20 protein-coding genes are annotated in these 15,127 nt (G+C 64.4%); all 20 read right to left on the bottom strand.

Going from position 1 to position 15,127, the window contains the following annotated elements; translation table 11 throughout:
- Positions 1-584: 584 nt before the first annotated feature.
- Positions 585-848, bottom strand: a complete 264-nt coding sequence (locus tag H9529_RS16175; protein WP_092886932.1) for a hypothetical protein — start codon at positions 846-848, stop codon at positions 585-587.
- Complete coding sequence (locus H9529_RS16170) at positions 848-1,828, bottom strand: C40 family peptidase (RefSeq protein WP_092886929.1); 981 nt, start codon at positions 1,826-1,828, stop codon at positions 848-850. The genes H9529_RS16175 and H9529_RS16170 overlap by 1 nt, the downstream gene beginning before the upstream one ends.
- 32 nt (positions 1,829-1,860) lie before the next feature.
- The gene (locus tag H9529_RS16165; RefSeq protein WP_092886928.1) at positions 1,861-2,211 is read right to left on the bottom strand and encodes a DUF1515 domain-containing protein; all 351 of its coding nucleotides are present in this window, start codon (positions 2,209-2,211) and stop codon (positions 1,861-1,863) included.
- A 111-nt stretch (positions 2,212-2,322) separates the two neighbouring features.
- Positions 2,323-3,129 carry a DNA adenine methylase gene (locus H9529_RS16160; protein ID WP_218132105.1) on the bottom strand — a complete coding sequence of 269 codons (807 nt, stop codon included), beginning with the start codon at positions 3,127-3,129 and terminating at the stop codon, positions 2,323-2,325.
- Positions 3,126-3,311: a Com family DNA-binding transcriptional regulator gene (locus H9529_RS21360; RefSeq protein ID WP_092886926.1), complete on the bottom strand. Its 186-nt coding sequence runs from the start codon at positions 3,309-3,311 to the stop codon at positions 3,126-3,128. Before H9529_RS21360 ends, H9529_RS16160 begins: the two co-directional genes overlap by 4 nt.
- 136 nt (positions 3,312-3,447) lie before the next feature.
- Positions 3,448-3,864: a hypothetical protein gene (locus tag H9529_RS16150; RefSeq protein WP_092886923.1), complete on the bottom strand. Its 417-nt coding sequence runs from the start codon at positions 3,862-3,864 to the stop codon at positions 3,448-3,450.
- On the bottom strand, positions 3,861-5,546 hold the full coding sequence (locus H9529_RS16145) for a hypothetical protein (RefSeq protein ID WP_092886921.1): 1,686 nt from the start codon (positions 5,544-5,546) through the stop codon (positions 3,861-3,863). Before H9529_RS16145 ends, H9529_RS16150 begins: the two co-directional genes overlap by 4 nt.
- On the bottom strand, positions 5,543-6,169 hold the full coding sequence (locus H9529_RS16140; protein ID WP_092886919.1) for a hypothetical protein: 627 nt from the start codon (positions 6,167-6,169) through the stop codon (positions 5,543-5,545). The genes H9529_RS16145 and H9529_RS16140 overlap by 4 nt, the downstream gene beginning before the upstream one ends.
- Complete coding sequence (locus tag H9529_RS16135; RefSeq protein ID WP_092886917.1) at positions 6,166-6,822, bottom strand: hypothetical protein; 657 nt, start codon at positions 6,820-6,822, stop codon at positions 6,166-6,168. Before H9529_RS16135 ends, H9529_RS16140 begins: the two co-directional genes overlap by 4 nt.
- 22 nt (positions 6,823-6,844) lie before the next feature.
- Positions 6,845-7,045 carry a hypothetical protein gene (locus tag H9529_RS16130; RefSeq protein ID WP_092886915.1) on the bottom strand — a complete coding sequence of 67 codons (201 nt, stop codon included), beginning with the start codon at positions 7,043-7,045 and terminating at the stop codon, positions 6,845-6,847.
- Positions 7,042-7,422, bottom strand: a complete 381-nt coding sequence (locus H9529_RS16125; protein ID WP_092886913.1) for a hypothetical protein — start codon at positions 7,420-7,422, stop codon at positions 7,042-7,044. Before H9529_RS16125 ends, H9529_RS16130 begins: the two co-directional genes overlap by 4 nt.
- Positions 7,419-9,908 (bottom strand): phage tail protein, encoded by a 2,490-nt coding sequence (locus tag H9529_RS16120; protein ID WP_092886911.1) that lies wholly within the window; start codon positions 9,906-9,908, stop codon positions 7,419-7,421. The genes H9529_RS16125 and H9529_RS16120 overlap by 4 nt, the downstream gene beginning before the upstream one ends.
- On the bottom strand, positions 9,905-10,291 hold the full coding sequence (locus H9529_RS16115) for a DUF6950 family protein (RefSeq protein ID WP_092886909.1): 387 nt from the start codon (positions 10,289-10,291) through the stop codon (positions 9,905-9,907). Before H9529_RS16115 ends, H9529_RS16120 begins: the two co-directional genes overlap by 4 nt.
- Position 10,292: 1 nt before the next feature.
- On the bottom strand, positions 10,293-10,913 hold the full coding sequence (locus tag H9529_RS16110) for a hypothetical protein (protein WP_092886907.1): 621 nt from the start codon (positions 10,911-10,913) through the stop codon (positions 10,293-10,295).
- Positions 10,910-11,542: a hypothetical protein gene (locus H9529_RS16105; RefSeq protein WP_092886905.1), complete on the bottom strand. Its 633-nt coding sequence runs from the start codon at positions 11,540-11,542 to the stop codon at positions 10,910-10,912. Before H9529_RS16105 ends, H9529_RS16110 begins: the two co-directional genes overlap by 4 nt.
- Positions 11,542-13,674: a phage tail tape measure protein gene (locus H9529_RS16100; RefSeq protein ID WP_092886903.1), complete on the bottom strand. Its 2,133-nt coding sequence runs from the start codon at positions 13,672-13,674 to the stop codon at positions 11,542-11,544. The genes H9529_RS16105 and H9529_RS16100 overlap by 1 nt, the downstream gene beginning before the upstream one ends.
- The gene (locus H9529_RS16095) at positions 13,674-13,946 is read right to left on the bottom strand and encodes a hypothetical protein (RefSeq protein ID WP_092886901.1); all 273 of its coding nucleotides are present in this window, start codon (positions 13,944-13,946) and stop codon (positions 13,674-13,676) included. The genes H9529_RS16100 and H9529_RS16095 overlap by 1 nt, the downstream gene beginning before the upstream one ends.
- Positions 13,947-13,960: 14 nt before the next feature.
- The gene (locus H9529_RS16090; protein ID WP_092886899.1) at positions 13,961-14,311 is read right to left on the bottom strand and encodes a hypothetical protein; all 351 of its coding nucleotides are present in this window, start codon (positions 14,309-14,311) and stop codon (positions 13,961-13,963) included.
- A 3-nt stretch (positions 14,312-14,314) separates the two neighbouring features.
- A complete protein-coding gene (locus tag H9529_RS16085; protein WP_092886897.1) occupies positions 14,315-14,737 on the bottom strand; it encodes a phage tail tube protein in 423 nt (140 codons plus the stop codon).
- Between the two features lies 1 nt (position 14,738).
- Positions 14,739-15,125, bottom strand: coding sequence for a DUF3168 domain-containing protein (locus H9529_RS16080; protein WP_092886895.1), 387 nt, complete (start codon positions 15,123-15,125; stop codon positions 14,739-14,741).
- Positions 15,126-15,127 lie beyond the last annotated feature (2 nt).

Genomic DNA, 15,127 nt, shown 5'->3' with positions numbered 1-15,127 from the left:
CGTAAAAATTACAAGGGTGGATCACGCGGGCATCCGCTTGCCGAGGTCTGTGTGTGTCACCTATGAGCGACTGACCGGTTGACGCCGCGCCGCAGTAACTTTCCAGCCGACGAATGGCAGCATCCGGCCGGTATCGGACGGCTGACCTAAGTACATTCTGCGTGCCGGAAAACAGCGAGCGCCATCTTCGCCAATTCAGTGGCAGTGCACTCGCCCACTACTACTATTATCCGCATGGCAACACTGGCCTGCCGGAGATGACTTCCTGCAGCCGCCCCCGTGAGCGCCTGCTGCCATCGCCGAAAAGCAAAAACTGCCCACAGTCACAAGGGTTAACACTACAAACTTCATTCCAGTTCAAGTTGTCCCTCTAAAATTCAATCCATAGCATTGGTTGACGATTCTAATAGTAAAAAATCGTGCCGCGAATTTCCCAAGATCGCAAATCTTACCCCTCACACCCCGCATCCACCGCCGCAATCAGCGCCCGCCCCGTCACCACCGACTGCGGCCCACCATCAGCCGCCAGCGCCGCCGCGTGGGCCGTCCGCTGCGCCTCGGTGCCATCGCATATCGGGCGATTATCAACGACGTCGCTGGCCCCGCGCCAGCAACCACTGACGGTCATCATCAGGATCACCGCTACCAATATCCGCATTGTCCATCCTCCGGCGTGTGGCCGCGCCATCGCGCAGCTGCTGCAATTCCGCCGCCGCATCCACGCGGCGCGTTGTTTGTCGATCGCGGTGGCGCAGGTACAGGGTGACTGCCACAAGGATGGCCAGCGCGCCGGTGACCGCCCGCCCCAGCGCGCTGCGCGCCAGCCAGCTGGCAACGAGGCCCAGCATCAGCGCGCCACGTTGCTGCCGGTGCGGGCGTCTGCCACCCGCGCGGCCTTGATCTGGTCGAGGTGGCGCCACAAGAGCAGCCCCGCCGCCGCAATCAGCAGCACCGGCCAGTAGGCCAGCGCCAGCGATTGCGCCCGGTCCAGCAGCCCTGCGCCCTGGTCAAACAGCGCCACCGCCTCTTCCGTGCGCTCGATGACCACGCCCAGCCCCCCGCCGACAATGCCGGTGGCGGTGAGCGCCTGCCCCCGGTCTGCCTCGCGGATCGTGCGGCTGCCCCGGTCGCGCAGATCCTGCGCATCGACGGCGCGCGCGGGGCGCGGCGGGGCATCATCCAGCCCCGCCCAGGTCTGCGCCCCGACCACGCCATCCACATCGAGGTCGAGATCCGCTTGCAGCGCCAGCACGGCGGCGCGCGTGCGATCGCCATACACCCCATCAGCCGCGCCCGGGAAATAGCCCAGCTCGGCCAGCCGCTGCTGCAGCTGACGCACCGCCGGACCGCGCGCACCATGGCGCAGCGTCTGACGGCCGTCTGCCGCCTGCTGCACCGCCCGGCGGAACCCCAGCACCCGGCTGACCGGATAGCTGGCATCCGACACCGTGTTGCCCTGATTGCCACCGCGCAGCGTCACGCGATCGCCGTTGATGCTGATCAGGAAGCCGACATGCCCCTGCCACCCGTCGGGCTGGCCGCGCCACAGCACCACCACATCACCCGGCCGGGCATCTGCCATGGCCACCGGCACGCCCCAATCCAGATAGGACCGCGCGTTCAGCGCCCCGGTGCCGTGCAGGCCCAGTTCCGCCAGCACCGCCCCCACGAATGCCGCGCACCACGGCGTTTCATCGTCCTGGACATGGGCATTGCCCGAGGCCGCGAAGAACCCCAGCACCACGGGATTGTGCTGCGCCCCCGGCCATTCGCGGGCACCCAGATGCCTGCCCGCAGCCTCGATCAGCGCCGCATTGAAATGCGTCATTGCTGTCTCCTCAAAATGTGTTGGATGTCAGATCAGCGCAGCAGAATGCGCCACAGGTCGATGATGGCCTCTTTGGCCATCGTCAGGACAAACAGGACCAATGTGCCAACGGTGCCCAGAACAATCATTCCCCCCAGCGCCCGCGATCGCCAATCATTGACGGACCGCACCACCGGGATGACGTCCTCTTGAAGCGTCCGCTCGACGGCCGCCGTTCGGGCGCGGGTGTCCTGGGCATCGGCGCGCAGCGCCTCGAGTGATTGATGCACTTGAGCGCGGTTCTCGCCCGCCTTGGCATCAGCAGCGTCCAGTTGCCGCTGGATCGATTCCAGTGAGCCTTGCAGCTGGCCCAGGCGAAGGTGCGTTTCGGGATCGCTGCTCATGCGCCCCTCCTTGCCCACAATGATATTGGCACGCCTTTCCTCCTTGTCTGGGTCTTGAGAAATGGTGCCCGTACCGCTGCGGTCGTCTGGATTGCTTACGCCGCCGCGCGATCACCAAAGGTCATAGTTTGACACCAACAACTCGGCGCGCGCCTGCCGCGCGTCGTTCTTGACGCCGATGGTGTAGGTGGTCTGCACGTCTTGCAGGCGGAAGCCGTCAAAGACCTCCCGAACCTCGGGCACGTCGTTGATCGACAGAATGAACCGTCCCTTGATCGTGCGCAGCTGGTCTGACAGCCGGGCGAAATCCTTGCGGCTGAAGAGTTCCTTGCCGTAATCACCCTCGCAGCCCCAATAGGGCGGATCGAGATAGAACAAGGTACCCTCCCCGTCATAGCGCGCGATGAACTCGCCAAAGTCGAGGCATTCGATCACCACGCCCGACAGGCGGCTGTGCAGATCTTCCAGCATCGGCTCCAGCGTGGTCAGGTTGAACCGGGCGGGCCGGTCCTTTGATACCCCGAAGTTGCGGCCCGACACCTTGCCCCCGAAGGCGGTGCGCTGCAGGTAGAGGAAGCGCGATGCCCGCTCGAGATCCGTCAGGGTTTCGGGCCGGGTCTCGACGAGACGGTAGAACTCGGCCCGCGTGGTCAGCTGGAAGCGCAGCACATCGAGGAACTGCGGATAATGGCGCTGCAAGATCCGAAAGAGGTTTGCGACATCGCGCCCGTAATCGTTGATCACCTCGGCGCGCGGCCGCGCACGGCGGCGCAGGAAAATACCGCCCATGCCCACGAAAGGCTCTGCATAGGTCGTGCAGGGGGTGGCATCGATCAGGCTGGTCAGGCGTTTGGCAAGGTTGCGTTTGCCGCCGAGCCACGGGGCAATCGGACGGGCTGTATTCATCATTGGGGTCATTGGCCGGGGCCTTTCACTTGGGGGCGCTGGTCGCGCTCAGGGGAAAGGGCTCGGGGCCTCAGGATATTCATGGCCCGGCAGCGCGGGCACTTGATCGTCAGGATGCCTGACAGGGCATCAGGTTCAGCACAGAATAATAGTCGCGCACAGGCGCAACAACGGATTTGCTCTTGATCGCGCAATGCGAATCACCTCACGTTCGCCGCCCCTGATCAGGGTGGGAGCGGCCATAAGGTAATGCTGGTCGGCGGGGTTTTCTTGAACGGTTTCCCCGTGTCGGGGGGGTGTGGGTAGCACCCCCTCGGCCTCCTGTAGCGGTCAGTCCTGCGGGGCTTTCTCCACCCCGAGTGCTGCCATGGCCGAGAGCGCCGCATCCGGCGGCACCCCCACAATTGCGATGATCTGGCTGCCGTCCCAGTCGGGCAGCGGGTTTGGTTCGCCCTCGGGATCCGACGGCCGCCAGAACACGGTCGCGGCCAGCGCCCGGGCGGCGCCGGTCATGTTGATCGCCTGTTCGGTGTCAGATTCGGGGCGGTCACCCACAGGTTGCTGCGCGCGGGCCAGCCAGGCGTCCGACTTCGGCCCGGATGCGACAACACAGGGCTGATCGTCGGCGTCGAGATAGCCGGGCACGAACGTGCCAAGCCCTCCGATATCATCATCGAGATACGCGGCCAGCGCGCGGGCATCATCAACCTGATCGGCGCGGCAAAATACGGTCACACGGGTGCTCACAGCGAAATTCCTCCTATGCTGGCGAGATAGCGTTGCAGCATCAGCCGCCCCGGCCCAGAGATGGCTGCGGGGGCAAGCACGCCGCCGTAGAAGCGACCGCTTGCAAAGAAACCACCAAAACGGAACAGCGCATTTATTTGCGGCATGGGCGTTACATCGCCCATGGCCACGTCTGCAGGCCCGCTATCCTCGCCGTTGTAAAAAAACTCGGCTGCTCCTGCTTCAGATACTCGCGACATCAGGACTGCATCGAAGTCGCCGGGGGGTAAGGCGAACCACTCCCTCCGGTTGCTCGATTCATATGCGAGCAGCACCGCTTGGGTGCCGGGCGTCACGCCAAACCTGGTGGTGCTGGCGGGATGATTGCTAAAGATCTCAAAACGTGTGGCGGAGACCCGTGAGATTGCCGCCGCAAGCGTATACCCACCGCCCGCCGAGAATGGCGCCACCAACTGCATCCAGTCATCAATGCCATCCGGCTTGAGGTAGTAGACGCTACGCTGGCCCTCTTCGGTGATATTGAACTGATTAAAATTGTACTGGTAGGCTGTGCGGCTTGCACCTTGTTCCAACTGGTGTGCTTGCAGAAAAACCTGATAGTCCACCGTTTCCCCCGCGAGGGTTCGTATGTCTACTGGGCCGCGTGCCTGCACAGTATACGCCTCATTGAAGGTGCGAGTGTGAGACACTAGAGTCAGATCAGTACCTGCAAAGGCTGCGCTGGCAGACCCCGAATTTTGGGTTGCACCAGCGGACTCTTCAAAAACAACAGCACGGACACCGTTCCCCGCAGGCGGAGGAGTGCCCCCAACGATCTGCGCAAAGAAACTTGTAGTCCACACCTGCCCCGGAGAAGCAACTGCACGGGGCATATTCCCAAGAAACGGCGACGTAAAAGAGTCGTTTATGGCCGTACCCACCACACTATATACAGCCCACGGGCCTTGAGCATTAACTCCTGCGCTTACCCGGGTGATGGTCACACCTTGTGTATTCGAAGTTGGATTCCAGAAGCTGTCGACATCTGTTGAAGCAGACCCGTGGGCTTGATTGCGGATGCCCGAAGCCGGATGCCGCCCATATATCGAGCGTGAAGGATCGGCTGCCTGTGCGGCCACGATGGCCCCGTTACCATCGCGCAGCGTCTGCACCTTCTGCCCCGGCTGCGCCAGCACCGTGCCCGCCGTGTCGGTATAGGCCAGATCGAGGCGGGACAGATCCACGACCCCTGCACCCAGCGCCTGTGGCTGCCAGTTGTTGATCATGCGCAGCCCGCCCGAGGGCGCGGCATATTCCCACCACCCCGCCGGGATCGGCTGATCATCGGGTTGCTGCGCCATGATACCGAACGGGATGACCTCGGGGCTGATCCAGCCACGGGCGAGGTGCGGCGTGCCGACGGGGGAACGCGGCACGCGGTCAGCAGTGGGTGTGACCGTCGCCAAGGCCGCTGCGGCCTCGGTGTCCTCCAGAAACCCCTCAGTGGCATCCCGGGCGGCCAAGGACGCATCGCGCGCGGCCTCGGACCCCGTGCGGGCCGTTTCCGCAGCCCCCTGCGCGGTTTCAGCGCCGGTGCGCGCCGTTGTCGCAGCGGTTACATCTGCCGCTGTCGCAGCGGTCAGCGCATCGATTGTCGGTTGCAGAGCCGATTTCTTCAGCAGCTCGAATTGTTGCACGCTCATACCGGCAGCTCCAATGTCAAAGTGGGGATGGAAAAGGTCTCGCCAGAGACCTCGATGTCAGTGGCGCCGTCGGCGGCAACCATCAGGGTGCCAACACCCATGCGCACGCTGGTCGCGTCATCATCGACGTACCAGATGCTGCGTTCTTGCAGCGCCACCAGCGCGGCGGCCGCCGCTTGCTCGGACGCCAGCGCATCGGCCTTCGCGCCGGTGGCGACGCCCGCTTGTGTCAGCGCGACCTCGGCACGCGCAGCGGCCAGGGCGGCAGCCTCTTGTGACGCCACGCGCGCCGCATCCGACCCTGCAGCCGATTGAGACGCGGCAGTCGCGGCCTGCGTGGCCTGCCCGGCCTGCACTGTCGCGATGCCTGCCTGCGCCTCTGCGGTACCCGACGCTGATTGCGCGAGGTCAGCGCGATAGATGGCCACATCGCGCGCGGCCTCGGCTTCAGCCCGCGCCTGCGCCGCCACGACCGCTTGCCCCGCTGCCGCGTCTGCCTGGGTGTCTGCGGTCTGTGCCGCAGCCTCGGCCAGCGCCCGATCTGACGCGACGACAGCGGTAAGATCATCCGCGATCTGGGTGACGGCTTCTGCCTTGAGCAGTGTGATCTGGGGGCGCATCATGTCAGAAACGCCAGTGTGACCGAAGGATAGGGACCGGACGCCTCGGCGACGATCACCTGATCGCCGACGCCCAGCGTCACGCTGTCGGCATCATCGGCCAGGTACCAGACGCTGTTGCCCTCGATCTGATCGCACGCGTCCACCGCATCATCCCGGGCGGCCTCTGAACCTGTCTGCGCATCCACCGCACCGACGCGCGCGGCCTGCGCCAGCAGCCTGTCTGCCTCAGCGCTGCCTGCGCTGGTGGCGGCACCCTGTTCCGAGGTCAGCGCATCAGCCGCCGCCCCGACAGACACGATACTGGCCTGGACGGAATCAAACGCTGCCTGCTCTGCCAGCGAGAGTTCAGGCGGTGACGCCGCGCCGATCAGCGCCGCGAGGTTTGCGCTGGCCACGGCAGGCACCGTGACCACGATCGGCTGGACAGATGCACCGACGCTGATTGGCGCCACCTCATAGACACCCGTCACGATGTTGACGCTGAAGTCACCATGCGCATCGGTTGTGACGGACAGGGGTTTGGGCAGGATCACACTGCCACCGCTGACGGAAACCCCCTCGCTGATCGGCTGGAACAAGATCCGGGCCTTGTCGATCGGCACCATGCCCAGATCGGCAATATTGCCGGAAAGCGCGCATATCGCCATCGTCACACCCTCCCTTCATGTGTTGGGGTCATTGTTGATCTTCCTCCGGATATGGAAACCGCGCCCGGACCTGCGCCACATGCGCGGCGTAGTCATCCGCCGAGATCTCCCCGCGCAGCACCTTGCCGATCAGGGGATCGGTTTCGACCTGGAACGCGCGACGCCGGGCCGCGCGGGCCTTCTCGATCTTCGCGGCGCGCTTGGCGGCTGGATCGGCAACGATCCTCATGTCGCCTCCACCCACCATTGCGCCGCGCGCCATGGAAACGGCGGGTCGATTGCGATCTGGTATTGCCCCGGCTCGGGGAAGCTCACGGTGATGTCCGTCCCGTCTGCGGTGGCGACAGCCGCGCCATCGAGGGCGATCACGGCACCATCCGGCACGCCGGTGATCGTGTAGTCTTGCGTGGCGGGGAAGATCGTAGGCACGGGCGGCGTGATCTGCGGTCGCGGTACCGCGCTGCCGCCCGCGATATAATGGGTCTCGCCCGACCAGCTGCCCTGAAGGAAGAAGGGGAACCCATGCACAATCGTGCCTTCAGGCGCGCCCCCGGTGGTCGATCCGCCAATGCGGCCATCGGCATCAAAATGCACATAATTCGTCATCGCTTGCTCAATATCCCCACAATGCTCAGTTCCGTGATGCGCGGGTAATTCAGCCCTACGGGACTATCGCCCTGCCACTGCGCCTGCACGGTGATCGTGTTGCTGCCCGAAGCAACCGACGCCACGGCGTAAACCCCGGAGCCTGAACCATCATCGGAGCTGCGCGCAAAGCGCACCACACCGTTCACCAGCACCCGGAATGCGCCATAGGTATAAAAGAAAGTGCCATCTCCACTTTGCCGGGGGACGGTAGACATAAGGGCTGACACCATTGCCGTCAGGCTCGCCCCGGGAAACGCCGGGACACTCACGCTCAGGATATCGACCCACACGGCGGTGGTGTCGTAGCTTGCGCGCTGCACGGACGCGACGAAGGTGGCCGCGTTCTCGCGCAAGGCCAGCGTGCCGAACTGGGCGAAACCGCCGCGATAGATCGCCCAGCCGCTGCCGTCGGGACCGGGGGTGTAATTGTCGGATTCAATCCCGCCCGCGATCTTCGCACTGGTGATCGTCGCGTCCGCGATATTGGCGGTGGTGATCTCGGCCAGGCCAATGTTGGCACTTCGGATCACGGCATCGCCGATATCCACCGAGCCCAGCCGCACATCGGGCGTGACAGCACCCAGCCACCCCGTCCACAGCTTCGGGCGATCCACGATAAACTGCGCCCGGGCCTCATACCCCGTGGCAGGAAGGATCCCGTCACTGACCTCGATCTGGCCATCCTCGACCGATGCCACACCATGCGCAACCACGACCTCAGTCGCGGCAACGCGCACCTGCCAGCGCAAGAGGTCCAGATCGTCCTGCCCGGCCCCATTCCATGAAAGACGGATCGCAGGGCGTCGCGCTGCACCTGCACCGTCAGTGATGGCAGTCCCGGCCACCTGCCATCCCGGCACACTTTGCTGCGGCAAGGGGGCCAGCGGCGTGTACGGCGCGGGCGCGGGTCGGTCCTGCGCGGGCGTCCAGTCATAATCATCCGGATCACGCTCGATCAGGTTGACCACCACCATGCCCGTGCTGGCCCGGAACGTCACCGACGCGCACTCAAAGTCCTTGTCGACATATCCGTTGATCGGGCTGTTCCACTGCACGTCATCCAATGGATCGAGGATCTGCGCCTCGGGCGGCAGGACGAAGCTGTGTTGACGCTGGCGGCGCTCATCGGCAATCAGTGCCGCCTGCACCTGTTCTGCCTGCGCCCGGCTGGTGACGGTCTCGAACTTCACGTCCGCAACCAGCCGACGGTTGCCGTCCTCGGCCTCCCATGTCGCGTTGAAGAGCGGCGCGGTGCCCCTTGGCTGCCACAGATCGGCAGGCTCGACATATGTGCCCGAGATCCCGTTGAACGTCGCCTCAAGGCCCTTTATCGGCTCAAATGACTGGCCATCGCTGATGGATATGTCATCGTCGCTGAAACCGTAGACCGGCGCTGCAGGCGCGCCGAACCGCGTGCGCCAGATCCCGCCAATCTCGGCGATCTGGCCCAGCGATCCGCGCAAGATGCGTTCGATCACGTCGGATGGCTGATCTTGCGATACGCGCACCTCCAGGCCGGACCGAAACTGCGGGCGATCGCCAATCAGCGCGTCGCAGATGTTCATCCCCGCAACCGCATTGGCCAATGGAACATCATCGGCATCAATCTGGCCGCCGTATACCTCGCCTGTCGGCATAATGATGCCGCGCTTTATGTTGTAGACCTGCACCGCCGGGTTGCCGCTGGGCTGGTATGTCGATGCGTCGCCCCAGCGGTGCGCCCCATCGCCGCCGACCGTACTGTCGCGGCGCGGGTCGTAGAGCGGGATGCCGCCCAGAATGAATGTGGACGTCGGGACGCTTTGAAACGCCTCCCGGTCGTACTGGAATGTCAGGACCGCATAGGCCAGCCCGGTGCCGACGTGATCGGTCGTCCACTGATACCCCGCATCACGGGTGCCGTATGCGGAAACAAGGTGCGCATCGGCGGTGGTCTGCGTGCCGTCATAGAATTTCACCCATGCCCGCACAACGCTGCCCGCGCCGACCAGGTTGGTCAGCGGCAGACCGTAGTCGGGGTGCGCGGCCTCCCCGATGTCGGCCAGCCTGTCATTGATGATCAGCCCTTCCAGCGTGACGCCCGGGATGTCCGAGACCTCGATCACATGCGTCAGGAACGCGCGCGGCGCGCCCCCGGCGCTGCCATGGCTGTTGCGATAGACCAGATGCCCACCCGTCGCGAACGCGCCCAGCATGAAGCTCTGCGGCTGGTCTTCGCCAACACTGGTACCGGGAATCTTGATCCCGGGTTCGTCCGGCTTTGGCGCCAGCGCCTGGGCGAGAAGCGAAAGGCCCACTGACGCCACGAGACTGAAGCCGACAGCGAATATCTTGGCCGCCGTGCCTGTAAGACCCAGCACCCCGATCAAAAGGCCGCTGATGGGATCGGCCTGCGCCGCACCTGCACTCAGAAGGAGGATGAAGACGACAACAAACAGCCTCATCCGCGCACCTCATATCCATGCTTGCAGGCGGTGATCGGTATCGTCGCCACACCGCCGCGCCGGAAACAGAACACGCGCTCACCACCCGGCAGCACGATCCCCAGCGCGTCACGTTCCTGACCCTCGATCACCGCGATATCCCCGGCCCGCAGCAACAGCCGCGCAGCGCGCGGCAGAACCCGCGCGAACACGTCGGCATGACTGCGCATCCCATGGGCCGCGAGCAACGCCACCCCTTCGCGCAGGGTGGTGTAGCGATGCCCCTCCAAGACATCCCGGCCTGTCGCCAAGAGCACCCAGCCCGCTGCAACCGTGCAGCAATCATGCCGCCCATAGCGGAACGGCCGCGCAGACGCGGTTTTGATGTAATCTGTCAGTTGCATGTTAGCCGCCTGCCCCGCGTGTCGGTTGCTCGCCCCATGGCACTTCGCGGATGCCGCTCGTGCTGACATATTCGCGGAAGCGATCGTTCGGGTTGCGCCGACGCAGTTCCGCATCGGACCGCTTCAGCGCCAATGTACGGGTCAGCGCCCGCGCGGAGGATGCACAGCGGATCTCGAACACCGCCTCGCCGCCGATGGCAGGCGTGGGCGTGGGCGCCTCGTTGATCTCGCCCTTGAAGATCCGCCGTGGTTCGGAAACCAGCGCATTGGTCTCGAGCGAGAACACCGCGCTGTGCATTTCGACCGGCGCCAGCTTGGGGTCATAGCCCCGAATGGCCTGCGCGACTTCCGGCACCACCGCCAGCCGGGCGGTGACATAGCGCACGGCCAGCCCGACGCCGCCGGTGATGTCATCGATATCAATCGCAGCACCTGCGCCAAAGTAGGTCCGGGTCTCGCCGTCGATCACGAAGCTTTGGTGATCATCCCCGGTCCAGAAGCCGATCGATTCAATCTGGCCGGTTTCCCGATTGCGGCCCCAGATATAAACCAGCGTATGGCGCGCCTGGCCCGCACGCGCAGCGTTATAGGCGATCTCGGTGGCGGATATGTCCTGTGTCATCGCAATGTCTGTGTCCAGTTGAAGGACGCGCCGGAGGTGATCAGGGGCGCGCCGTTGCCATAGGTCGTCTCAAGGATGATCGCCTTGCACGCGGGGCGCACCAGCACCACGGGCGCGCCAGCCAACACCCCGGGGCGGATGAACGGCTCCACCGCGAACAAGGGCGTAAGCCCGGCACCGCTGGCCACGGCCCCCGTCTCGATGCGGTGCAATGCATGGCGCACTGGCCCGGCGCCGTACTGCCAGCCGATCCAGTCGCCGACACTCAAGGTGTATCCTGACGGCAGACCACTGACGCGGATCCGGCGGTTGTCAGGATCCAGCGTGTGGATCACCGGGGTTGAGGCCCCGAGGATCACGCCGCCGGGGTCCATGCGCGGGCCGTTGTAGCGCTTGTCATGGACCAGAAAGGTCTCGCCGGGGCGGTTGAGCCGCATCAGCGCGACCTCCTGCGGGCCTGCATCAGCATGATACTCGGGCCGGATCGACGCCATGCCCTGCCACAGCGCCGCGCCCAGCTTGCTGGGGATCACGTCGCCACCCGCCAGCCGCGTTGTGGCCTTGGCCTCGGACAGCCGGAACCCCTGACCGGACAGCTTCAGCCCAGCGTAGAACGTGGCATCGGGCATCAGCCGATCCTCCGGGGGTCATTGCCGATCTGCTGCATCCGCTGGGGCAGAGCCTGGGCGTCATACTGCTGGATCGCGGCACTGGTGTATTGAATGGCAATTCCCTGCATTTCGCCCTGCATCTCCGCGCGCAGACCGGGATCAAGGGTGATGGTCAGCTGACCGGATCCGCCGAGACTCTGACCCTTGGTGTGGTCAATGACCGTTTCATTCGGGTGCATCATCGCCATGAAGCCCCCCTTGCCATCAAGGCCGCCCGTCCGCGCCCGCATACCCGTGTAACCGCCGCCGTCGAAGGACAGCAGCCCAGACAAGAAGCCCATGAACCCGCCGCCGCCCTTTTTACCGCCACCGCCACCAAGCAGCGACATAAAGGCCCGGTTGGCCAGCGCCTCAGCTGCGCGTGACAGCAATTGCCCCAGCGCTTGCTTTGCCGCATCCGCACCGCGCGTTGCCGCCATGAACAGACCGGAAAGCGTTTGCGCAACGCCCTTCATCCGTTCTTGCGCGGCCTCTGCAGCCGAGCCCAAGTTCGCCGAAACCTCGCCTATCGCGTCAACAGGAACCTGTGCCCCTTGCTCAATCCCAAGGCCGAGGCCGTTCATCAGATCCCTGCCAATGCGCATGAACACTCGGGAAGGGGATCGGGTTTCAAGCCGTGACCGCGACGAAGTCTCGGCGGCACCGGCAACAGCGTCGGCAGCCTGCTCTACCGAAGATTGCCCGCTGCGGATGCCAGCCGCCAAGCCCTCTGAAGTGTCCTGACCAATGCGCCTGGCGCTGCTGCCCGCCGTGCCGCCGCCCAGGATGTTTGACCAGTTTATCTCCGGTATCCAGTCGCGCCAGTTGATCGTGGAGATGAACTGGTCCCAGCCGAGCGGCTCAATCAAGAAGGACCACGCAAGCATGCCCGCCGTCACGGCCCAGCCGATGACCGGGATGAACCGCGCCCCCCACAGGAGCGGCGTGATCAGGGCACCCCAGCGAAGGCCCCCTGCGAGAGCGGCCCAACTGATGCCCGACACAAAAGTCGACCACCTGAGAACGCGCACAAATGAAAGCCAGCGAAGGCCGGGAATGAACGATGCCCATCTCACAACTGGAATCAGAAGCGCCCATTTGATGGACGGAAGCCCACCCCATGCATCCGCAACGCGCTGCCCATAGCCTGCCGCACGCTCAAGTATGGGAAAGCGATCCTTCAAGGTGTCAAAATTTGCTGCAGCCAACGCGACCGCCCCTGCCATCGCAGCAATGGCGAAGATCGCCAGCCCGATCGGCGAGATGATGACGCCAAGCATTGCAACGATCGCGCTCAAGCCAAGCAGCACCGGCCCCAGAACAACCGTCAGCCCTGCCCCGATCGCAATAAACCGGCGCATCGGGGCAGACATCCCCTGAAACCGCTCAGCGGCCCGCACGACAACATTGCTGATCCTCTCCAGGACGGGCGCGAGTTCGGCTGTCACAATCCGGACGACGCCCTGCATCTGCCCACCAAGGCGCGTCAGGTTATCGTTGAAGCGCTCGGCGGCCTGCGCCGCGTCGGTCGACACCGTCAGGCCGAGCCTGTCAGCCTCTTCGCGCATGGCGCGGATGCCGTCGCGCCCTTGATTGAGCATCGGGATCAGTTCGGGGCCAGCGCGTTCACCGAAGAGCTGCATCGCCAGCGCCGTCTTGTCCGCGCCGTCTTCCATCTGCGAGATGACCTGCGCTGCATCCTCGAACACATCCAGAACCGGGCGCATGTTGCCGTCGACGTCGCGCACGGCGACGCCAAGGTCAGTGTATTTCTCGGCGTTGTTGACCATTTCGCGGCTGACGTTGCGCAGGCCACGCTCCATGCCCTGGATGCTGGCCCCCGACAGGTCCGCCGCATGGCGCAATTGCGACAGCGCCTCGACCGGCACGCCAATGCGCTGACTGGTCTTGGCCAGATCATCAAAGGCGCCAAGCTGTCCCCGGACCGCAATCGCGATCCCGGTTCCTACCGCCGATACTGCTGCGCCCGCCACCGCAAACTGCCTGCTCATCCGCTGCGCCGTAGTTTGCGCCTGCCTTGCGCCGCGCACGAACTGGGCGGAGTCGAGGCCGAGGTTCACGCGCAGCGCGCCGATGACGGATTGTGCCATTATTTAACCACCCTTGCCCCCCATGCCGCCGCGAGGGCGCCCAGCATGGCTTGCTGTTGCTGCGGCGATTGCCGCTTTGGCTTAGCTTTCGGATTGACGAATTGTTCAAACTTTGGCGGCTTTTTCAGGTGCGGCAGCATCGCGCTGCACCAGACCATCGCCCGCTCGCGCTTTTGCCGCTCTGCCGCCCCGTCCATTTCGATCGACATCAGCGAGGGTGTGATCTCCCAGAACCGCGCCGGATCGAAGCCCGCCGCGATGTAGTTTTTCAACAGGTCTGCAAGGTTCAGGCCGCCCGCTTCGGCCTCTTCCGGTTTCCCGATGCCGGTGCCTCGCTGGCCGCTTCAGGAAATGCCGCCGTGAGCAGGCGCTCGACAATGCCCTGGTCTTCGGTAATCAGATCGTCGGCAATTTCGTCGGCCTGATCGGCAGGCAGGCCGCTTGCCTTCTGCAAGGACAATGACACCATGTCGATCATGGGCTGAAACTCGGGCAAGTCGCCCGCGCTGCCGTCCAGCAGTCCGCCGACGCTTGGGCCGTGTATACCCTGCAGCTTTGCCAGAACGCCCATGGTGCAGCGCAGATCATATGTGCTGCCGCCGTGGACGGCACGGATGGTACCTGTGATATCAGCCATGGGTTATTCCGCCGCGTGCAGGGTTGGCTTGCCGCTGGGCTTGACGGTGACCGTTGCCTCCATCTTGCCTTCCGGCGTCAGCTCGGGCGGCGTGTAGCCCGTCACGATCCCGGCAAAGCGCAGCATCACACCATTGGGATAAGTGATCTGGTATTTGCCGGTCTTGGCGTTGAAGGCCGCAAACAGCGTATCGGTCGCAGACGGCACAAAATTCACAGTGAATGATGCCTCCTCACTGTCGGAAAGCAGTGCGATGTGTTCGTGATGGTCATCCGGGCTTTGGAGATGCGTGGCCTCTTGCGTGCCGCGCGTCATGCCGGGCGGCGTGATCGAGATAACTTCGGCCACATCCGCATAGGTGCCAGGGGTTTCGCCTTCGATCCCGAAGCGCGAATTGTAGCCGATATCTGCGGTGGTTTGCGACATGTCATTCCCTCCATGCTGTTGTAAAATCCATGCTGACGCGGAACAGCCGCTCAGCCTCGTTCGATCCGCCTTCGCGGCTGTCTCGGGTGGCGACATGGGTCACCAGCCTCAGCCCCCCGCCGCGATGGCCGTGCAGGACGGCACGCACGGCGCGGGAAATCTGTTTCGCCTGCGCGTAGGTCGGCGCGTAGCAGTCGATCTGTATCCGGCCCTCCGACAGGCCGTCCGGGCCGCTCATCACCAGCCCCTCGGCGTCACCGACGGTCATCATCGTGATGTAGGGATCGCCAGCGCCTTGCGGATGCTCCCCCCAGTTGATCCGGTCGGCAGGCACCATGGCGATCACAGGTGCCGATCCGGCCAGCAATGCGAGGATCGCTTCTTCCATGC

Origin of the sequence: Roseicitreum antarcticum, from assembly GCF_014681765.1 — a bacterium.
Taxonomy (GTDB): Bacteria; Pseudomonadota; Alphaproteobacteria; order Rhodobacterales; family Rhodobacteraceae; genus Roseicitreum; species Roseicitreum antarcticum.
Note: the sequence above shows the minus strand (reverse complement) of the source record. Positions and strands in the feature narration are given on the sequence as shown.